General features: G+C 44.9%; 26 protein-coding genes and 1 pseudogene. 11 read left to right on the top strand and 16 right to left on the bottom strand.

The features are described 5' to 3' along the window. The first annotated feature begins 19 nt into the window (after positions 1 to 19). On the top strand, positions 20 to 565 hold the full coding sequence (locus ICN46_RS08015; protein ID WP_216207063.1) for a YaeQ family protein: 546 nt from the start codon (positions 20 to 22) through the stop codon (positions 563 to 565). 15 nt (positions 566 to 580) lie between these two features. After that, positions 581 to 1,000, top strand: coding sequence for a putative toxin-antitoxin system toxin component, PIN family (locus ICN46_RS08010; RefSeq protein ID WP_216207060.1), 420 nt, complete (start codon positions 581 to 583; stop codon positions 998 to 1,000). Here ICN46_RS08010 and ICN46_RS08005 read toward each other — a convergent pair. Next, positions 992 to 2,008, bottom strand: a complete 1,017-nt coding sequence (locus ICN46_RS08005) for an LLM class flavin-dependent oxidoreductase (RefSeq protein ID WP_216207056.1) — start codon at positions 2,006 to 2,008, stop codon at positions 992 to 994. The genes ICN46_RS08010 and ICN46_RS08005 overlap by 9 nt on opposite strands. 33 nt (positions 2,009 to 2,041) lie before the next feature. On the opposite strand from ICN46_RS08005, the gene ICN46_RS08000 reads away from it, so the two are divergent. From ICN46_RS08000 to ICN46_RS07990, 3 genes are all read left to right on the top strand, one after another. Further along, positions 2,042 to 2,263 carry a hypothetical protein gene (locus ICN46_RS08000; protein WP_216207053.1) on the top strand — a complete coding sequence of 74 codons (222 nt, stop codon included), beginning with the start codon at positions 2,042 to 2,044 and terminating at the stop codon, positions 2,261 to 2,263. A 16-nt stretch (positions 2,264 to 2,279) separates the two neighbouring features. Next, a complete protein-coding gene (locus ICN46_RS07995; RefSeq protein ID WP_216207050.1) occupies positions 2,280 to 2,483 on the top strand; it encodes a SlyX family protein in 204 nt (67 codons plus the stop codon). Positions 2,484 to 2,545: 62 nt separating this feature from the next. After that, a complete protein-coding gene (locus tag ICN46_RS07990) occupies positions 2,546 to 2,896 on the top strand; it encodes a phage holin family protein (protein ID WP_216207274.1) in 351 nt (116 codons plus the stop codon). 3 nt (positions 2,897 to 2,899) lie between these two features. Here ICN46_RS07990 and ICN46_RS07985 read toward each other — a convergent pair whose 3' ends face one another. Further along, positions 2,900 to 4,684, bottom strand: a complete 1,785-nt coding sequence (locus ICN46_RS07985) for an AsmA family protein (protein WP_216207048.1) — start codon at positions 4,682 to 4,684, stop codon at positions 2,900 to 2,902. A 73-nt stretch (positions 4,685 to 4,757) separates the two neighbouring features. Here ICN46_RS07985 and ICN46_RS07980 point away from each other — a divergent pair, with 73 nt between their 5' ends. After that, the gene (locus ICN46_RS07980) at positions 4,758 to 5,105 is read left to right on the top strand and encodes a zinc ribbon domain-containing protein YjdM (protein ID WP_216207046.1); all 348 of its coding nucleotides are present in this window, start codon (positions 4,758 to 4,760) and stop codon (positions 5,103 to 5,105) included. A 26-nt stretch (positions 5,106 to 5,131) separates the two neighbouring features. Here ICN46_RS07980 and ICN46_RS07975 read toward each other — a convergent pair whose 3' ends face one another. Further along, complete coding sequence (locus ICN46_RS07975) at positions 5,132 to 5,347, bottom strand: HP1242/YdcH family protein (RefSeq protein WP_216207043.1); 216 nt, start codon at positions 5,345 to 5,347, stop codon at positions 5,132 to 5,134. A gap of 218 nt (positions 5,348 to 5,565) precedes the next feature. Between ICN46_RS07975 and ICN46_RS07970 the strand changes: the two genes are divergently transcribed. Then, positions 5,566 to 6,444 (top strand): hypothetical protein, encoded by an 879-nt coding sequence (locus tag ICN46_RS07970; protein WP_216207041.1) that lies wholly within the window; start codon positions 5,566 to 5,568, stop codon positions 6,442 to 6,444. Between the two features lie 11 nt (positions 6,445 to 6,455). Here ICN46_RS07970 and ICN46_RS07965 read toward each other — a convergent pair whose 3' ends face one another. Next, entirely contained in the window at positions 6,456 to 6,722 is a 267-nt protein-coding gene (locus tag ICN46_RS07965) for a hypothetical protein (protein ID WP_216207038.1), read from the bottom strand. Between the two features lie 95 nt (positions 6,723 to 6,817). Between ICN46_RS07965 and ICN46_RS07960 the strand changes: the two genes are divergently transcribed. Continuing rightward, positions 6,818 to 7,483, top strand: coding sequence for an alpha/beta hydrolase (locus ICN46_RS07960; protein ID WP_216207035.1), 666 nt, complete (start codon positions 6,818 to 6,820; stop codon positions 7,481 to 7,483). On the opposite strand, the gene thiM is transcribed toward ICN46_RS07960, so the two are convergent. The 3 genes from thiM to ICN46_RS07945 form a co-directional block, all read right to left on the bottom strand. Then, positions 7,469 to 8,305: a hydroxyethylthiazole kinase gene (thiM, locus tag ICN46_RS07955; RefSeq protein ID WP_370625508.1), complete on the bottom strand. Its 837-nt coding sequence runs from the start codon at positions 8,303 to 8,305 to the stop codon at positions 7,469 to 7,471. The two genes, ICN46_RS07960 and thiM, sit on opposite strands and share 15 nt — an antisense overlap. Positions 8,306 to 8,519: 214 nt before the next feature. Next, on the bottom strand, positions 8,520 to 8,870 hold the full coding sequence (locus tag ICN46_RS07950) for a hypothetical protein (RefSeq protein ID WP_216207027.1): 351 nt from the start codon (positions 8,868 to 8,870) through the stop codon (positions 8,520 to 8,522). Between the two features lie 59 nt (positions 8,871 to 8,929). Then, on the bottom strand, positions 8,930 to 9,511 hold the full coding sequence (locus tag ICN46_RS07945; RefSeq protein WP_216207025.1) for a hypothetical protein: 582 nt from the start codon (positions 9,509 to 9,511) through the stop codon (positions 8,930 to 8,932). Between the two features lie 328 nt (positions 9,512 to 9,839). Here ICN46_RS07945 and ICN46_RS12100 point away from each other — a divergent pair. Continuing rightward, positions 9,840 to 9,908: pseudogene (locus tag ICN46_RS12100) on the top strand (integrase core domain-containing protein); the annotation flags it as partial. Positions 9,909 to 10,114: 206 nt separating this feature from the next. Beyond that, positions 10,115 to 11,179 carry a COG3904 family protein gene (locus ICN46_RS07935; RefSeq protein WP_216207022.1) on the top strand — a complete coding sequence of 355 codons (1,065 nt, stop codon included), beginning with the start codon at positions 10,115 to 10,117 and terminating at the stop codon, positions 11,177 to 11,179. A gap of 36 nt (positions 11,180 to 11,215) precedes the next feature. Here ICN46_RS07935 and ICN46_RS07930 read toward each other — a convergent pair whose 3' ends face one another. The 5 genes from ICN46_RS07930 to ICN46_RS07910 form a co-directional block, all read right to left on the bottom strand. Continuing rightward, on the bottom strand, positions 11,216 to 11,596 hold the full coding sequence (locus ICN46_RS07930; RefSeq protein WP_216207019.1) for a type II toxin-antitoxin system death-on-curing family toxin: 381 nt from the start codon (positions 11,594 to 11,596) through the stop codon (positions 11,216 to 11,218). A 3-nt stretch (positions 11,597 to 11,599) separates the two neighbouring features. Beyond that, positions 11,600 to 11,848: a hypothetical protein gene (locus tag ICN46_RS07925; RefSeq protein ID WP_216207016.1), complete on the bottom strand. Its 249-nt coding sequence runs from the start codon at positions 11,846 to 11,848 to the stop codon at positions 11,600 to 11,602. Positions 11,849 to 11,967: 119 nt separating this feature from the next. Then, a complete protein-coding gene (locus ICN46_RS07920; RefSeq protein ID WP_216207013.1) occupies positions 11,968 to 12,513 on the bottom strand; it encodes a hypothetical protein in 546 nt (181 codons plus the stop codon). Positions 12,514 to 12,553: 40 nt separating this feature from the next. Beyond that, on the bottom strand, positions 12,554 to 13,783 hold the full coding sequence (locus ICN46_RS07915; RefSeq protein WP_216207011.1) for a type II toxin-antitoxin system HipA family toxin: 1,230 nt from the start codon (positions 13,781 to 13,783) through the stop codon (positions 12,554 to 12,556). Further along, positions 13,780 to 14,121: a helix-turn-helix domain-containing protein gene (locus ICN46_RS07910; protein WP_370625506.1), complete on the bottom strand. Its 342-nt coding sequence runs from the start codon at positions 14,119 to 14,121 to the stop codon at positions 13,780 to 13,782. The genes ICN46_RS07915 and ICN46_RS07910 overlap by 4 nt, the downstream gene beginning before the upstream one ends. 331 nt (positions 14,122 to 14,452) lie before the next feature. Between ICN46_RS07910 and ICN46_RS07905 the strand changes: the two genes are divergently transcribed. Further along, positions 14,453 to 14,953, top strand: coding sequence for a J domain-containing protein (locus ICN46_RS07905; protein WP_216207007.1), 501 nt, complete (start codon positions 14,453 to 14,455; stop codon positions 14,951 to 14,953). Here the strand turns inward: ICN46_RS07905 and ICN46_RS07900 are convergent. From ICN46_RS07900 to ICN46_RS07885, 4 genes are read right to left on the bottom strand one after another with little or no spacing between them, the layout of a single operon-like run. Beyond that, positions 14,945 to 15,454 carry a hypothetical protein gene (locus tag ICN46_RS07900; protein WP_216207004.1) on the bottom strand — a complete coding sequence of 170 codons (510 nt, stop codon included), beginning with the start codon at positions 15,452 to 15,454 and terminating at the stop codon, positions 14,945 to 14,947. The genes ICN46_RS07905 and ICN46_RS07900 overlap by 9 nt on opposite strands. Before the next feature lie 33 nt (positions 15,455 to 15,487). Next, positions 15,488 to 16,138: a hypothetical protein gene (locus ICN46_RS07895; RefSeq protein WP_216207001.1), complete on the bottom strand. Its 651-nt coding sequence runs from the start codon at positions 16,136 to 16,138 to the stop codon at positions 15,488 to 15,490. A 36-nt stretch (positions 16,139 to 16,174) separates the two neighbouring features. Continuing rightward, entirely contained in the window at positions 16,175 to 16,462 is a 288-nt protein-coding gene (locus tag ICN46_RS07890; protein WP_216206999.1) for a type II toxin-antitoxin system RelE family toxin, read from the bottom strand. Continuing rightward, positions 16,452 to 16,700: a type II toxin-antitoxin system Phd/YefM family antitoxin gene (locus ICN46_RS07885; protein ID WP_216206997.1), complete on the bottom strand. Its 249-nt coding sequence runs from the start codon at positions 16,698 to 16,700 to the stop codon at positions 16,452 to 16,454. The genes ICN46_RS07890 and ICN46_RS07885 overlap by 11 nt, the downstream gene beginning before the upstream one ends. Positions 16,701 to 16,729 lie beyond the last annotated feature (29 nt).

The raw sequence follows: 16,729 nt of genomic DNA, 5'->3' as shown, positions 1-16,729 counted from the left end.
TTAAAGGCGATAATGCGCCATGGCTCTCCGCGCAACTATCCACAAAGCCGACCTTCATGTCGCAGACTCTGACCGCCATTACTACGGCAGTCACTCCCTCACTATTGCCAAACACCCCTCAGAAACAGAAGAGCGGATGATGGTCAGACTGATTGCCTTTGCCCTACACGCGCAGGAGGAGCTAACATTTACCAAGGGGCTAAGCGATACTGATGAACCCGACCTCTGGATTAAAGATTTAACAGATGCCATCAAACTATGGATTGAGATTGGTCAACCAGATGAGCGTCGTATTCTCAAAGCATGCGGGCGATCAGATCAAGTCATTGTGTATTGCTATGGTGGGCATACGAGCAAAATTTGGTGGGATGGCATTGCCAATAAACTTACGCGTGCTCGCAACTTGCAGGTGATCTCCATTCCTGCCGAACAGGCTTATGAATTAAATAAACTGGTTGAGCGCAGCATGGTTATTCACATCAACGTTCAAGATGGCGAAGCTTATGTCTCGAGTGACAAAGGTCAAGTTACCATTACTCCTGAGGTCTGGCGCAGTAATAGCTAACAATAGGTATTGGCAATGAAGCACGTTATCTTGGATACCAATATCTTGCTCGATATTTTTGTCTTCAAAGATCCTAGGGCGGCTAACTTAAGTAACGCCTTGCAAAATCGAGAGTTTGCAGCCTACGCAAGCTTAGCCACCATGGAGGAGTTCAGCGATGTCGTCTCGCGCCCCCTCTTTTCTCTGGAAGATCAACAGCAGACAGAGATGACTCGGCAATGGCAAGCATTAAGCCAATTAATAGATGCAGGCCGTATAGAGGGTGCGCCATGGAAGTGCCGCGATTCTGATGATCAAATCTTTTTAGATATTGCCTTTACAGTAAGACCCTCCATCCTAATCAGCAAGGACAATGAAGTTTTAAAGCTGGCTAGTCGAGCTGCCGAGCAGGGCATTCTCATCACTGCTAACTACAATGACTACGCTCTAGACTGACAGGCTTAAACGCAAGCTCTGAGCCGCCTGAGCGGCAATATCAAAGGATTTCAATCGCGCTTGATGATCAAATATTTGACCAGTAACAATGACTTCATTTGCCCCGGTCAGATCCATCCAGCGCTGCATTTCTTTTTTAACTGTCTCTAAAGAGCCCACGGCGGAACATTGCAAAGCATGAGCAGCAGTTGCTTTTTCATATGGCTCACAAAAGTCATCCAGATTGTCGATGGGCGGCGGAAATTGGCCGCGAGTATTGCGTCGCATCCGAATTACATTCTGCTGCAAGCTTGTGAAGAGATGCCGCGCCTCTTCATCTGTATCCGCAGCAACTACATTCATCACAAATGCAGCATAAGGGCTAGCGAGCTTATCCGAAGGCTTAAACAAACCGCGATAAGTCTGCATGGCATCTATCAATTGCTCAGGGGCAAAATGAGAGGCGAAAGCATAAGGTAAGCCGAAATGAGCCGCTAACTGGGCGCCATACAAGCTGGAACCTAAAATCCAAATAGGTACCTCGGTATCTGCGCCTGGAATTGCCCTAACCGCCTGACCTTCTTGGATCGGCCCAAAGTAATGTTGTAACTCACGCACATCCTGAGGAAAACGATCATCACCACCCAATAAGTCTCGGCGCAACGCTCTTGCCGTCATTTGATCCGTGCCGGGCGCACGACCAAGCCCAAGATCGATCCTACCCGGAAAGAGTGATGCGAGGGTGCCAAATTGCTCTGCAATGACTAATGGGGCATGATTAGGAAGCATCACGCCACCAGAACCAACCCGAATAGTCGAAGTGCCTGCTGCGATGTAGCCAATGACCACTGCGGTCGCTGAGCTAGCATTACCAGTCATGTTGTGATGCTCGGCCAACCAATAGCGCGTATAGCCCCACTTCTCTCCATGCTGGGCAACATCCAATGAGTTGCGCAAAGCATCGGTCGCAGTAAATCCTTGTGGAATCGGAGATATATCTAGAATGGAGTATGGGACATTGTTTGGCATCCCAAGATCATACCGAGAAAGCAGAGTTTTGACATGGAAAAACCCCGAATGGCAGCGGCTGATGATGGCTTATTTAAACCCGGCAGCAAGCTGAAACATAAAAAGACTGGTGGCTTTTATAAAATAGTTCTTCTGGCAAATATAGAGGCTAACCTTGAACCAGCCTACGTTTATGAATCCATGCAAAGTCATGATTTTTGGATCAGACCACAAGCAGAAATGGAAGATGGGCGTTTTGAACTCATCTCCGAATAAGATACTGGAGCATTCAATGACCGAAGACCGAATTACCAACCTAGAAATCAAACTCAGTTTTACTGAGGATCTCATCGAAAAACTCAACCAGATTGTTTACAAGCAACAACAACAGATTGAATTTTTATATCGCGAGCTCAAATCTATTAAAGAACAGGCCGGCAGTAGCGGAGGTGGTGGGTCAGGCAATCTTAAAGATGACATCCCGCCACACTATTAAGCCGCTGTTACCATTAAGATTGGATTGTTAGCCCTCATTTTATTACCATCTCAAAGGAGTTCATTATGGGTAACCTTACGCCATTTCTAGTTCAGTGGGCCTTAACCTCTTTATCCCTCTGGGTAGCCAGCTATATTTTTAGCGGTTTACGCTTTGCAGATGGCGGCTCACTCTTGGTGGCCGCTCTCTTGCTTGGTTTTGCTAATGCAATTGTGAAGCCACTACTGATTTTATTTACACTGCCGCTCACGGTTTTAACTATGGGCTTGTTCTTATTAGTTATTAATGCACTGGTATTAATGCTGGTTTCTCAGCTAGTCAGCGGCTTCTCCATCTCCGGCTTCTGGACTGCATTTTTTGCCAGTATTTTTATTTCATTATTCAGCCTCTTTGTAAGCGGAATACTGTTTTAAGGACTAATTGGCACCAGCATGAATATCAGACCAAGGATGCAGCGCCGTTTTACAAGGCTGCGACTTGGTTGTCATGGATTTAGCATTTTCAGCCAAGATAGAGACGCCGCCCGTCAAAAACCCCAAGCCAATGGATACAGCACTTTTAACGACCGCAGCCCGATCAATTCCAGCGCTTGGGTTCTCCAATGTGCCTTGCAATTTAATTAAATTAGCCAAATCTACCCCCAGAGTAATGCCAGATTTTTCACGCGGGTAAATATTGAGATTAATCAGCTCATTATTCAAATTAATTGAGCCATTGAGTAAAACATCCAAGCGATCGGTCTCAATGCCCACAGAATCAGTAACGCTGATCAAACCATTATTGATTGGCAAATATGCTACCGCGCACTCCAAGTTGGTGGTGTTGGCTTTTTTACGCAATGGGTTGACTGCATCTAATACCATAATGACAAAATCACCACCTTTGTTCAAGAAGGTAGAAGCTAGCGTTGCCTTCCCGACAGAAATTTGAAACTTACCATTAGCCTTGCTGGCAAGTTGGTGCAAGCTAGTGCCGGAACTCTTCAACTCAAATGCAATCTTGGTATCGCCACCGCTGACCTTAGATTTAGCATCCACCATGATTTGCTCCAAGGTAAATCCACTTGCAAATCCCTTCATGGTTAGAGCTGGAGCCGAGCCATGCAACTGACTCAAGTAGACATCACCTCGCGCGTGCCCGCTGCCCAAGTCAAAGTTGAGGTCCTGTAAATCAATTCGATCACCAACAAATCTTAAAGTGGCTTTCAAATTCTGAATAGGCAATTGATATGGCAGACCTAGTTGAGCGATATCAACATTAAGCTTGCCGTTTGCCTCGGGTAGCAAATCAAAAGGTAGCCGATCTTCATTAAAGAAGTATTTGGACTGATGATTTGACTTCTGGGTGATGCTAGGAGACTTGCCGCTAGATGCCGCCACAGTAGAGCCAGCTATAAGCGAAGCTAAATCAAAGGATTTGGATCTCAGATTAATGTCGAAGCTAGGTAATTGCTGGGGTAACTTCTGAATCTGACCTTGGACTAAGAGTGACTTCCCATTCAAATCGACAGTAAGGTCTACGCCCACTTTTAGCGGGGCAACACCCCAGTCGTTCAGAATTTTCCTGACTGAAGTAATGGTTCCCTTGACTCCCAAAAGAGCATTCGCATGTTTCATCTCTAAGTGAATTGCAGTCTTATCACCATTCCCCGTAAAAGATAGTCGCTTTACATCAAATATCTTTTGAGATCCAGCGCCCTCTTGATAAGAAATATGAGCATCGGTAACGATAACATTTTCAATCGAGATAAAACTATCACTATCGCCGCTTGATGAGGTATTTGCTGCCCCCTGAGCGAGTGGAGCAGCAAGCACCCAGTTGCTCTGCCCTCCAGTATTGGATTGCAAATGTGCATCCAAACCACTTAACTCAATGCGCCCAATCTCTATGCGCTTCTGCAATAGCGGAAGAAGGTGGATGCCCATCTCAATACGTTTGAGAAAAACCATATCAGGTTCGCTTGCCCAAGCCGCATTACTTAGAGAAACATCTTCGGCGTAAACGCCAATAGATGGAAAGATAGATAGACGTACTGGGCCTGCAATCTTTAGGTCACGGCCCGTAGCCTCCTTAACGGAAGAGCTTAATAGCTGAGTAAGTTGCGCTGGATTAACCGATGAGATGGCATACCAGGCACCAAGACCGAGCAGACTGGTAATCACCACAAAAGCGGCTAATGCGATCTTCAGCTTTTTATTCATTACCAGACCATTCTAGTGCAGACTTGGTCACTAGACTAGAATTAGATTTGACCTACTAATATCTTTTCAGACCATGACCACTTCAGATAACTCACCTAAATGCCCGGCCTGCCAAGAGGATATGAGCTACCCTGATGGCGCAAATTTTGTATGCGCACAATGCGGGCATGAGTGGCCAATCATGGCAGCGACAGATGAAATAGAGGCTGGATTAATCGTCAAAGACGTCAACGGCAATCTATTGGCTGACGGGGATAGCGTAACTCTTATTAAAGACCTCAAGGTCAAAGGCTCTTCAACCACCCTCAAAGTTGGCACCAAGATCAAAGGCATCCGCCTAGTTTCAGGTGATCATGAAGTAGACTGCAAAACAGAAGCGGGCAATATGCTGTTAAAAGCGTGCTTTCTTAAAAAAGCTTAGCAAAGCGCTCATTAAGGCCGAGTGAATTAAGCGCTAGCTTTCTTTAAAGCAGCATAAATCTGATCCTTCAAAAGCAATTTCTCTTTTTTCAGGATTTCAATTTCTTCAGGAGTGCCAGGTTCTTTGTGGGATTCCATACGTAGAATCTTTGCGTCTAAATTATTATGTTTATCAAATAAATGGGAGAAGTGACGATCTGAAGTTTTAAGGTGGCTAATTAATTCGCGGTATTCAGGGAACATGGTTTCTCTTAATTTAGAGGTTATTCATAACTACCGCCTTCAGTGTAGCAAGCTAATACCCAGTTTCTAGCACTAAAAACATATTTTTTATAAAAGCCTCAATGCTCTTGAAATTGCCCGGTAAACCCTCATATAAAAGCAGCAATTCTTCATAGAAATTGCAGTAATATCAGACAGTGCACTATGCACGCTAACTATCAAAAGAAGGGTAATAGACCATGGCTACAAAGAAGTCACCAGCAAAAAAGAAAGTAGCTACCAAGGTGGTAAAAAAAGCCCCTGCTAAGAAAGCTATTAAGAAGCCTGTTGCTAAAAAAGCTGCGGCTAAAAAGGCAGTGAAAAAGCTAGCGAAAAAACCAGCAACCAAAAAAGTGCTGGCCAAAAAGGCTCCGACCAAGAAAACGGCTACTAAAAAGCCGGCGGTTAAGAAACCTGTTGCCAAAAAAGTAGCAAGTAAAAAAGTGACTAAGAAGCCAGTTAAAAAGGTTACCAGCAAATCCCCTAAGGTTGATCAATATGGACTAGAGTCGGACGATGAGTTTTATGGTCTTTACTTTGCCAAATCGACTGAAGAAGGCTTGGTAGAGGTAAAGCCATGCACTTTCTCTCTAATGTATTGGTGGAAAGGTCTGCTCGGCTACCCAGATATGATTGAGATCTCAAGAGATAGCAATACGGCGATGCTGCAGTTTGAGTCCACCTTTGGTGGCGGCGACTCAGGTGAAACTGAACTAACGGAGCAAGATACTTTAGAGATTGATCACATCATTGAAGTAGATGAAGAAGAAAAGCTGGTATCGCTCTACTCCTATGTACCAATCCCAGTGCCAGATAAGCTGATCGCTGCTTTGGGTTTAGCAATTCTGAACATCAATCCAGAGACTCGCTATGGCAGCCTAGAAATTTGCTCCACAACCAATGAGGAAGGTGAAGACGAGCACTTCCTGCGCTATCGTGTTGCAACTTACTTGCGGGGAGTTAAATCCGGCAAGGTAGAGGCAATCGAAAGTATGATTACCAATGGGTCTGAATTCTTTGGTATTGCCTTAGATGCTATGTGTGTGGATAAATCTATTAAGAAGTGGTTACTAAGTTGAGAAGTTTTTTCTTAACCGCCACATCGATATAAATAGGTCATAGGAAAGCGATCATTGGCTGTTTGACGACCCTCTAAAATAGTCGCCGTTCGCTTTCCTAATTTTTTACATTCCTCTACAGCGGCAACTTGAGCCTCCTCTTGAGTGGCTGACTTTGGAGAGTGCACCCCAACTGTTCCGTCTGACTGCTTATAAACACCAAACTGACTGACTGGAGTTCCACAGGCCAATAGACCTAAGCTCCCCATCATTACTACCGCTATATACATTCTGTGCATTAAAAACCTATTTCGTGAGTTTTTTGAGTGAATCTGCTGCATCCATATTAACGGAGCTTTAATATTAGCTCTTGGCAACCAAAGATTAAATTTACATGACAACCCTTCCCTGTATTGAAATAGAAACCGCCCCTAATCCCAGCGCCTCTGTGATTTGGCTTCATGGCCTTGGGGCTGATGGCAATGACTTTGTGCCAATTATTCCTCAGCTCAAGCTCGAAGACTCTCCAGCCATTCGGTTTGTTTTCCCAAGCGCACCGAGCATGGCGGTTACTGTAAATGGTGGCTATGTCATGCCAGCCTGGTATGACATCACCGGTAGGGGTCTGACAGATCGAGAGGATATATCTGGAATACAGAAATCTGCTGCCGCTATCACGGCCCTGATTGAGCGCGAAGCAGACCGTGGTATAGCCTATGACAATATTGTCCTAGCTGGATTCTCACAGGGCTGCGCCATGTCGTTACAAGTGGGTTTGCGTTTCCCGCATAAGCTTGCCGGAATCATGGCGCTATCAGGCTATCTCCCGCTTGCTAAATCCTTACCACTCGAAAAGAGCGAAGCTAATTGCAACACGCCTATTTTTATGGCTCATGGTATTTGGGATGCGGTAGTTATTCCGGAACGCGCCGAAGCATCTGTTGATATTTTAGAGAAGCTTGGCTACCAGGTGGACTGGCATACCTATCCGATGGAACACTCCCTACATCCAGACGAGCTCAGGGATATATCCAACTTTCTCACTTTAGTACTTCATTAACTCCATCTTGAGGGTTTTAATAAACATTGCCCCATCCAATAAATTAACAACATCCAAAAGATTGACTTGATAACTACCGGAACCACCATTGGTTGCCATAGTGTTCTGCTCTGCAATTTCCCCAGCAACCCCCAAATACGCCATTGCACCGACTGTTGCCCTGAATACATCCGGCTGAACCGCAGAAAATGCACCAATTATTGCGGTCGCCGAGCAACCTACACCAGTAACTTTTGTCATTAAGGCGCTGCCATTTGATAAGGTAATATGTCGCCCCGCTCCATCCATCACATGGTCAATAACCCCTGAGATGCATACAACACCACTGGTCTTTTGAGCTAGCGCCATGGCAGCCCCAATAGCATCATCCGAGCTAGCAGAGCTATCGACCCCTTTTGTCGCTATAGATAGGCCTGCAACACTCATGACTTCTGATGCATTACCACGAATGATATTTGGTGGATCAACTGCAAGTAATTCAGCAATACAAGAATTTCGATAGGAGGTTGCACCAGCACCAACGGGATCGAGAATAACAGGAATACCCTTCAGTCGAGCCCGCCTCTTTGCCAGAGTCATTGCTCGAATCCAGCCTGTTTCTAAGGTGCCAATATTCAACACCAAGGCTTGGGCAATTTCAACCATGTCTTCCACCTCCTCAAGGGCATGCGCCATCACAGGAGACGCCCCCAACGCCAGCAGCATATTTGCATTGAAATTCATGGCAACAAAATTGGTAATACTATGAACCAGTGGAGATTGGGCACGCACAGCCAGAACATCCTCCCACAAGTTTTCTGCCGTCAATGCATGGCTCATCATCACTCCATAAATTGATGTAATGTAAGGCCAATAAGCAATTGAAGGTTTGCTTTATATCAACAATTAAGTCGAATTCATCATGAAAACTAAAGCTCCATAACCGCAACAGAAAATGCTTTCTGATCGAACGCAATCAAGGCACAGCGTTCTTAGACAAGCTTAGGGCATTAAAAAACCCGCTCAAAGGCGGGCCTGTCAATCTAACAAACACCTCTTATGCGGTCGCGGCCTTAATCAGTAGCATTGATAGATTTTCATAATGCTGTTGCGCCAACTTTGTTGGAAGAAGTTTTTTTCTTCTGCCATCACTAGCATCTGAAATGGAGTTGATATAGCCAGCAGTAATAAGATTTTTGACTCGGCCATGCAATGTAGCCTGCGAACCAATCTGTCCCAAGGAGATTAAATCTCCGACTAAAATTTCACGCCCTTGAGAAGATGACCGCATTACCTGTTCAAGTAACTGCTCTTCAATGGCATCAAGTCTTTTATCTGCACCCTGCTCATCTATGGCATTTATCAAATTAAGGAAGCGAATGTACGCAGAATTGTGTTTTTTGGTCATTTTAGTTATACCGTTCAAGCCGTCTTAAGCTCTATTTTTATGTACATCAAGTTAGTTGCTCATTTTATATTAGATCTTAACCTGGATATAAAACCCAATATAACTCGCTTTTGTTTGAGAATTACTACCAAGGCACATACAAATAAAGCACTTCCAGCAAAGTTAGCCATGATGATTAGGAAGTTATGGTGAAAGGCGCCACCATCCATGTGATGACCGGTCATAAAGTTTACGCTCTGCATGAAGCCAACACCATTGGCCACGCTGGCGATAACCGCAAGAATGACTATTTGATAATAATTAATATTAGACAGATTTTTATCTATCTTTAAGACCTTCAATGCCAATTCAATTGCCAAAAATAATATAGAAGTTGTCACCAGAGAGACAATCAACCAAGTGCCCCATGGAATACTTGGATCGACCAAGAGCAAACGTACAAAAGTACCCAATCCAATCCCAATAGCACCCCGCCAACTAAAAATCAAAATAGAAAAGAGTTTTACCCCCGCCGGAATAAACAGGTAAAAAGTCAGTGGCCCACTTTTTAATTGAGGAAAGCAAGATATTACCCACGCAAAAAATCCGTAGAGCAAAAATGAGATAAGAACCTCAATTAAATTCGATTTGAGATTCTTCAAATAAATCACCAATAAAATAAACTTGCATGAATTATTACAGCAATTAGAAATATCTGCTGAGCTAGCCCCGCCCAAAAGACCCACGGAATAAATATTAGATTGATATGAAATTGGCGGAGAGGGAGGGATTCGAACCCTCGGTACCTTTGACAGTACGCCTGATTTCGAGTCTTCTGTACATCCCATGCAAATCAAAGACTTAACATTAAATCATTTCCGCAGGGCGCCTAAATTAACTAACGCCAACCCCCCTGTTTATGAGGAAGTAATTAAGAATGCGGAAAGGATTTTTTAGATTTTCACAAACATAAAAATTATAACCATTAATCAACCAGGTAAACCACAATAAAATGCGTATGTTGAGCGATTTAATCGTACCGTCAGATATGGATGGTTGCCTTAAGGTGCATGCAGGTAGCGTTGGTATCAAGATATTTGGTGGCATCATGCTGGGTATGTGCTTCCTGCTTTTTAACTCTCTCTTGTCCAGCATGGGACCCTTAGTCTCCTGGCCGGCACTGCTAATGGCCTTAACCCTGCCCTTGCTGTGCTTTCTTTTGGCGCTCGTAGGATTGCGCTGGGTTTCTAAGGCTTAGGGAACTCATGACCGGGACCTACAAACGCCTTATAACGGCCTTCATGGCCAGCTTGGTATGCCTAGCGGCGCAAGCCTGGGGCATGAGCTTTGAGAAGCAAGAGCGTTGCATGGATGGGCTCACGCCAAGATGCCAGCTGATGATTTTGGCCACCGGGCAAATCGATAAAGATAGTCCGAAACAATTTAAATCTTTTGCGCAAAACTTTCCAAAAGGTACCTGGGTTGCAGTCTCTAGCCCTGGAGGCAATCTTGTGGGTGGCATGCAATTGGGGCTTGCGATTCGCGAACTCGGATTTAACACAACAATTGGCAATACCGACTACAGTCCACCCGATTGCTTATCCGCTTGTGCCTATGCTTTTGCGGGGGGCGTATCCCGCAAGCTGACTCCGGGCAGCCGTTATGGCTTGCATCAATTTCGAGGCGCTGATCAGGTGATTAATACCGAAGACACCCAAAAGATTAGCGCTACCTTAGCGAAGTATTTAGATGCCATGGGAGTGGACCGGCGTTTACTAGATTACGCCCAAATGACCACCAGCGATAAGGTCACGGTCCTCACCCTGACTCAAGCACAGATTCTTAAAGTAGACACTGCCGGTCAAACGAGCTACGCGCGCTGGAAAGTAGAAGTCACGCCCGACAGTAAATTACTCGCCATCAATAGCAGCCTCTTTACTGTAGGTAGCCAAATCCCCATTACCTTAGGAATTTTGCCGGTACCTGGTCAAAACAATAAAGTGGCTTGCCTGATCTATTACAAAAGTAATGATGCATCGGCATTTAGCGCTAGCAATCCCCAGCATTTCGAAATCGGCAAAGAAGTCTATCCCCTAATTCCTGCGGGTAATTGGCAAGAAAAAACAGGTGGCTATCAAGCGACTTACCTCATTCCAGACAATTTACTCAATGCCTTACTGCAAGCGCCGGATGACACAGTAATTACGCTATCGGGTAGTTTTAGCAAGCCACCCCAAAGCAACACCACTACAGCAAGCACCAATCCCCTCACCGCCTACTTTGGCGTGGGTAATCTTAAAAATAGTTTGCAAGCACTCTTAAAGCGTTAAACAAAAGAGAATTCAAAAAGATAAAGGGTAAGCGGACTAGCTTTCGCAAACCGTGCGTAATAAGCCAGCCAAATCCTCTTCAGATAGCTCATTAACAACCGATTTGACTATCCAGTCGCCTAAATCGGTATTCTCAATCTTGGGCTTACATTCGTGGGCAATCAAAATTAAATGTAGTGCAGCGGCAGCAGTTCTTTTATTGGCATCATTAAAGCAGCGTGCCTTTGCAATAAAAATACCCATGCAAGCTGCATAATGAAACACATCTGTGATTAACCCAAAATCTAAGCGGTTTTGCAAACGCGCCAATACTGCAGATAAGGACTTGTTCATTGCCAAGCCCTGAATTTCATTTGGCTCGATCACATTCTTATGAATCTCAATAAGATCAGACTCATCTAGCGTTAAATAGTGCACTAATTACTTATCTTTCAAGTAATTAATCACGTGCTGAATTTGAGGTAATCCAGTTTTGAGGTATTTGTGTAAACCTTCTTTGCCCAGCGGACTGGTAGAGATCTCAGCAATTGCGCCAACTGGAACCAAGTAAGCCACTACCTCATTACGATTCAAAATAGCCACAGACTCATTGCCGGCTTTTGCCAATACCTTCCCCGGCTCTCTAAATTCGGTTAACGATGCGGTGACACGGGTTAATAAAGTTTCCATCAAAAACTCCTATTGTTCTTTAAGAATTATCGCTTAATTTATATATTAGCATGTATTTTAATACATATTTAAATACATATCAACAGGGTTATTTAAGGAAAAAGCCAGTTAAATCAGGCTTAATGCAGGTTTTTCTTTTCTTCAGCTGGAGGCGCCGCGACCTCTGCTTCCGTAGACGCAACTTGTGCCGGTACATTCAGCTGCAGTTGACCCCAATTGCCTTGGGCGGCGAGTCTTTCCAATAACAAACGCATGGTTTGCAATATGGGTACTGTGAGTTTGAGGTTTAGGTTCGCACCTCCAGGCATCACCAAATCCAAGGAGAGTACATCGATATTTTCTACTTGCATCATGGTGCACTTCACATCCATCACCAATACAGGATCAGCGCCTATCGGATATTTACTCGCAGGGGCATAGTCGTGAGTAAATTTAGTTTGCTCCTTTACCGCGTCTTGCTGAAACTGCGCGATGGCTTTAGCGGCAGGCTTGTCATGTTTTTGTTCTAGCTTCTTCTCAACCAAGTGATCGGTTGCCGCCAAAATGAATAAGGTTACACGGCGCGTAAACCAGAAGCGATATTCATCATCTTCCGCCGTATTAAAGCGAAACATCAGTCGATCTTCATTTGGCATGTAGCTGCCGTTAAATTGTTTGATGCTCATGCGGGCTCGCTTTATTGGCTAATGTTTACTTGCCTCAATGCTAGCGCATCCGCAGTAGATTTTGCGCTATTTTTTGCTCGATACCGTTTAAGGTCTTGCTGCGAATAGGCATACCTTTGCTGTAAGCGCCAAAAGATTCTGCAACCGCGCAAATGCGATCAAATATGTCCAACACTCTGGAGTGCTTTAGGCTATTAGCTGCCGCTAATTGTAAGAGATGGCTTTTGCCTGGGGCCTTACCTTCGCCTTGGATATCCATTTGATGCTCCCCAGCCGGACCCTCATTAAAGGTGAGGTCATAGCAAGGGGAAAGCTTCCACTGAAAACTTTCATTCATGCGATAAGAGAAGTTCTTAGCGTGGTCATCTCGATTATGAAATATCACATTAAATACGCAACGCTCAAATGCCCGCTCAACCTCTTGCTCGCTTCGCGTAATAAGGCGTGTTGCACGTAAAAAGGTCTCATAATTGACGGAGGGAATACGAAAATCGGTATCTAATAAACCTGCCAGCGTTAGCGTAGGAATGCGCATACCTGCATGCCGATCAAAACGCTGAGTACCAAATGCAGCAAGCTGCGCACTCAACTCGAAGTATTGCGTTAAGGGCATTTCTAAGCCGCAGGCACGCGCGAGCCCTGCATAGAGGCTTTCGATAGCACACACTTCGGGATGCTCATGATTTGCCTGAAACTTCATTAGCCACGGCTCGCCAGCACTACCCAAAAGAGTAGAAATTTGCCTACTCTGCTGATCGTAGTTCACCAGTACCTTGGGTCTGGCACCATGGGGTGATCCGCCTAAGATCAAGAGCTCTCTGAGTACTTCACTTTCTTGACCGCTGATTTCTTTTTGGGCTTCGGTAGCCAAGGTGAATAAGCTTAAGTCATCTAGAGAAATATCTAGACCTTCAGCAGATGGCGGATAAAACGATAAAGCCCCCATAGCGCGCTCACCAATAAAGGCAAGGCGATCTAATGGCGAGATTTCATAAGCGGGTTTACCGCTCTTGGCAAAGAGGCGATCCATTAAATGCAATCCCCAGCCATCAGGCAAGGCATCTGCAATGAGCCCTGGTAGACGTAACTGATGGCCCGGAAAATCCCCATAAGCATCAGCACGTAATTTCAACTTATAGGGAGAAAGCTCAATTCCTTTATCGATTGCTTCTGGCGCATACTCAAAAAGCAGTTGCCTGCCATCATCTGCTAAGTTTCCCAAAGACCATGTTTGCCCCCAAGCAGAGCAGCTTACTGCGAGCTTTTTCATGGCAACCTCACAAGCGGATTTTTTGTGGTGATGCGCTTTTGTCGTGGGGCTCTTTGCGCTGAAAATTGCTGCGCACGTTCGAGCATGGCAATCGATTTGGGTTTAAGCACAAATAAATCTTGCATCTCGACCACTAAGCCCAAGGCGATCAACAGCCGGACAAAATTTTCTAGAGTGCACTGCTGTTTACTTTCGATGAGCTTGACGGTACTAACACTAAGCCCCGCCATTTCTGCGAGGGTGGCTTGCGATAAACCCTGAGAAAGGCGGATAGTGCGCAAGCGCTGGCACAACTGGCCTCGCACCTCAGCTTCAGTTGCCAAACCAAAATCAAGCACATGACCCCCTATTGCACGTTTGACGATGAAACTCTAAAGACGAATCTTGAAAAGCGCTGGAGAGCCAAAATACCGCCTCACGCGCCTGAAGTCTTGATGTTTTCGCTTTTCCCAATTAGCTCATTATAGCAAATAAAGACTGCCTGAGAGAAATTAATAGACTATATTTAATCTATTAATACCTATAAAACCTATTAAAAGACTAAATATAAGCCATTAATATTATAGGCTTCATGCAGAAATTGACCTTCAAATGTCCGCTCGGAGCGCTGATGGGCGTTTACAAAGATAATGATAAAAAAGCATCGATCGAAGCCATAAAACCAAACGCATGCAAGCTAGTTATTACGACATCCTTGGCGTCAGCCCACAAGCGGAAGACATTGTGATCCGCGCGGCTTATCGCGCCCTTGCCCAGCGTTACCATCCTGACAAATCGAGTGAACCTAAAGAAGAAGCGGCAAATCGTATGCGCGCTATTCAGGAAGCTTATCAAGTTCTGTCTGACCCTGTCAGTCGAATAGCCTACGATGCTAGCCTTTTGAGCCTTGAGAATACACAGCCCTATTTTCCCTCTACGCAGCCCCACTCTATTGCCAATCTAGAGGCTAATGCCTGGGAAATCTTGCTGCGCTTACACCCGGAACTGGGAAGCAATTTAAGCAAGCTCGAAACCAAGCAAATGTATTTGGCTAAAACCTATCGCTCCTTACTGCTGGAGTTGATCTCAGAAAAACTAGTAGCAAATTTGGTTCAATCGATCGTTGAAGAAATCAAAGATATTCAAGCTGAGTCCCGTCTCGAGCAATCAAGAAAAACGGATCTACAGTAACAGCCAATAGATTGCCCCCGCAGCAATTACCAAGAAAATCACGGGCAGCAAACTTTTTGCAACTACCTTGAGATCTTGCCAGCTGGGTAAGCAAAAGAGCAGAATCGGTGAAGTACAGCCCCAATACCAAAGATCCATTTGGGAAAAATTCCAGTTTGAATACTGGGGCGCAAGAAGAAGCAAAAAGGCAAAGCTGACTAAAGGAGCTAAGCCAATAAAGATTCCGTTATACCAAGTCAGATTTTTAATTCCCACCGTTCCTAAAAGCCAATTCCCATTTTCAAGACGCCTGGGCCAAATCGAGAATGAGGCGGGCTGACCGTTGAGTAAAAAAGCAGCCACCCAATGTAAGCCCTCGTGAACGATCGTTCCCGGCAAGAATAAGAATGCCCGAATATGGGCTGAGGTAATCGCTCGATTGAGAATCATCCCCAGCAGAATTGCAGGGACTTGATAGGCGATGGCAAATAAGATTTGCTGCTCGATGGTGGAATATTGCAAGGCGAGATGTGCTGCTAAAGCTTAGTTAATGACTTATTTAATGTGATTAAGTAAGGTTGGGTTACTAACCCTGCCATCAAAGCCCTTTTTCTTACGCTCTAAAAATAGACTTCGATCATCAGCATCTACGGCAGATGCGTCCTTATCCCAGTCAACCTCGACTAGAAGACTATTGGGCTCGTATGCGTAAGCGTCTGCCTGCATTGCTAAGAGGGTAAGCTCAGCATCGGCGTAGTGTCTTTTATAAGCCGGGTAGAAAAAATCACCCCCGTAGTTTTGGGTAGCCCAGCTTCTGCGGGCCAAACCAAAGCCCGCTAGAGCACCCGCCCACTTGCCATCATTAAAGCCTAAGAAGTTTTTACGATCACCCATTGCTGTTAAGGCTTCTTTGAGCCAATCTCTACCCGCCAAGGCATCTTGAGCAACATAGGCAAAGTAAGCGCTTTGGGTTTTCACAAAAGCGCGATTGATCAAGGCAATAAAACCCTCCTCTGCCTGATCATGAATACATAAGATCATGCCAGGAGCACTAGCACGACTTGCCATTAGCTTGGCAGCACGCTGGGCATGGTCGGCGTTGGTAAAGGGCATCGCGACTAATACTCCACCAGCAAGTAGGGGGCCATTCTCATAGACTGCGAGTTCTTTGCTGGTGAGATATTGGATTTGCATAGTCTGTCCCATTAAATGAGTAAATACACTTCATTCATCGATATCTCATTACAACGTTCTTTTAGCTGCAGCTTTATAGACCTCATCACGATCCCGCTTTCCAATTGCAATGACTGTCACCGTGACCGTCTTATTGATAACCTCATACACCAGGCGGTAACCCACTTGTCTGAGTTTAATTTTGTAACGATTGTCACTTCTTCTTAATTTGGCACTTGGGACACAAGGATTTTCCAAGCGCTCAATTAATTTAATCCTGAATTGCTCTCTAACAGTAGCGTCCAACTTGTTCCACTCTTTATAGGCATCCTCATAAAATTCAAGCTTATAGCTCATCGATGGATACTCGAATCTTCTTTTGTCCTTTTCTAGCATCAGCTATCGCATTGAGTTCTAAATCCTCTATTCTGTCCATAAGTAATTCATAAGCTTTGCGTGGAACGCAGTAAAAAACCGGCTCATTTCGGTTGAGAATCGCAATCGGAAAACCCTCCCCAGCGGCCACGGTGTTCATGGGATCTTTCTTTAATTCGGTAACGCTAGCAGAGGTGCTGGTCAAAATGAGATGTGCCATAAAGTCTTTCCATTTTGGTGGATATAGGA

The sequence above is a fragment of the Polynucleobacter sp. Latsch14-2 genome, assembly GCF_018881925.1.
Taxonomy (GTDB): domain Bacteria; phylum Pseudomonadota; class Gammaproteobacteria; order Burkholderiales; family Burkholderiaceae; genus Polynucleobacter.
This window is presented reverse-complemented; position numbering and strand designations above follow the sequence as displayed.

Bases quoted from the DNA above. Each gene is read 5' to 3' on its own strand.
- ICN46_RS07885 (WP_216206997.1), bottom strand. From the start codon at position 16,700: ATGGCACATCTCATTTTGACCAGCACCTCTGCTAGCGTTACCGAATTA.
- ICN46_RS07890 (WP_216206999.1), bottom strand. From the start codon at position 16,462: ATGAGCTATAAGCTTGAATTTTATGAGGATGCCTATAAAGAGTGGAAC.
- ICN46_RS07925 (WP_216207016.1), bottom strand. From the start codon at position 11,848: ATGGAAACTTTATTAACCCGTGTCACCGCATCGTTAACCGAATTTAGA.
- ICN46_RS07965 (WP_216207038.1), bottom strand. From the start codon at position 6,722: ATGCACAGAATGTATATAGCGGTAGTAATGATGGGGAGCTTAGGTCTA.
- ICN46_RS08010 (WP_216207060.1), top strand. From the start codon at position 581: ATGAAGCACGTTATCTTGGATACCAATATCTTGCTCGATATTTTTGTC.
- ICN46_RS07920 (WP_216207013.1), bottom strand. From the start codon at position 12,513: ATGAGCATCAAACAATTTAACGGCAGCTACATGCCAAATGAAGATCGA.
- ICN46_RS07915 (WP_216207011.1), bottom strand. From the start codon at position 13,783: ATGAAAAAGCTCGCAGTAAGCTGCTCTGCTTGGGGGCAAACATGGTCT.
- ICN46_RS07950 (WP_216207027.1), bottom strand. From the start codon at position 8,870: ATGACCAAAAAACACAATTCTGCGTACATTCGCTTCCTTAATTTGATA.
- thiM (WP_370625508.1), bottom strand. From the start codon at position 8,305: ATGATGAGCCATGCATTGACGGCAGAAAACTTGTGGGAGGATGTTCTG.
- ICN46_RS07970 (WP_216207041.1), top strand. From the start codon at position 5,566: ATGGCTACAAAGAAGTCACCAGCAAAAAAGAAAGTAGCTACCAAGGTG.
- ICN46_RS08005 (WP_216207056.1), bottom strand. From the start codon at position 2,008: ATGCCAAACAATGTCCCATACTCCATTCTAGATATATCTCCGATTCCA.
- ICN46_RS08000 (WP_216207053.1), top strand. From the start codon at position 2,042: ATGGAAAAACCCCGAATGGCAGCGGCTGATGATGGCTTATTTAAACCC.
- ICN46_RS07995 (WP_216207050.1), top strand. From the start codon at position 2,280: ATGACCGAAGACCGAATTACCAACCTAGAAATCAAACTCAGTTTTACT.
- ICN46_RS07905 (WP_216207007.1), top strand. From the start codon at position 14,453: ATGCAAGCTAGTTATTACGACATCCTTGGCGTCAGCCCACAAGCGGAA.
- ICN46_RS07985 (WP_216207048.1), bottom strand. From the start codon at position 4,684: ATGAATAAAAAGCTGAAGATCGCATTAGCCGCTTTTGTGGTGATTACC.
- ICN46_RS07960 (WP_216207035.1), top strand. From the start codon at position 6,818: ATGACAACCCTTCCCTGTATTGAAATAGAAACCGCCCCTAATCCCAGC.
- ICN46_RS07980 (WP_216207046.1), top strand. From the start codon at position 4,758: ATGACCACTTCAGATAACTCACCTAAATGCCCGGCCTGCCAAGAGGAT.
- ICN46_RS08015 (WP_216207063.1), top strand. From the start codon at position 20: ATGGCTCTCCGCGCAACTATCCACAAAGCCGACCTTCATGTCGCAGAC.
- ICN46_RS07975 (WP_216207043.1), bottom strand. From the start codon at position 5,347: ATGTTCCCTGAATACCGCGAATTAATTAGCCACCTTAAAACTTCAGAT.
- ICN46_RS07895 (WP_216207001.1), bottom strand. From the start codon at position 16,138: ATGGGACAGACTATGCAAATCCAATATCTCACCAGCAAAGAACTCGCA.
- ICN46_RS07935 (WP_216207022.1), top strand. From the start codon at position 10,115: ATGACCGGGACCTACAAACGCCTTATAACGGCCTTCATGGCCAGCTTG.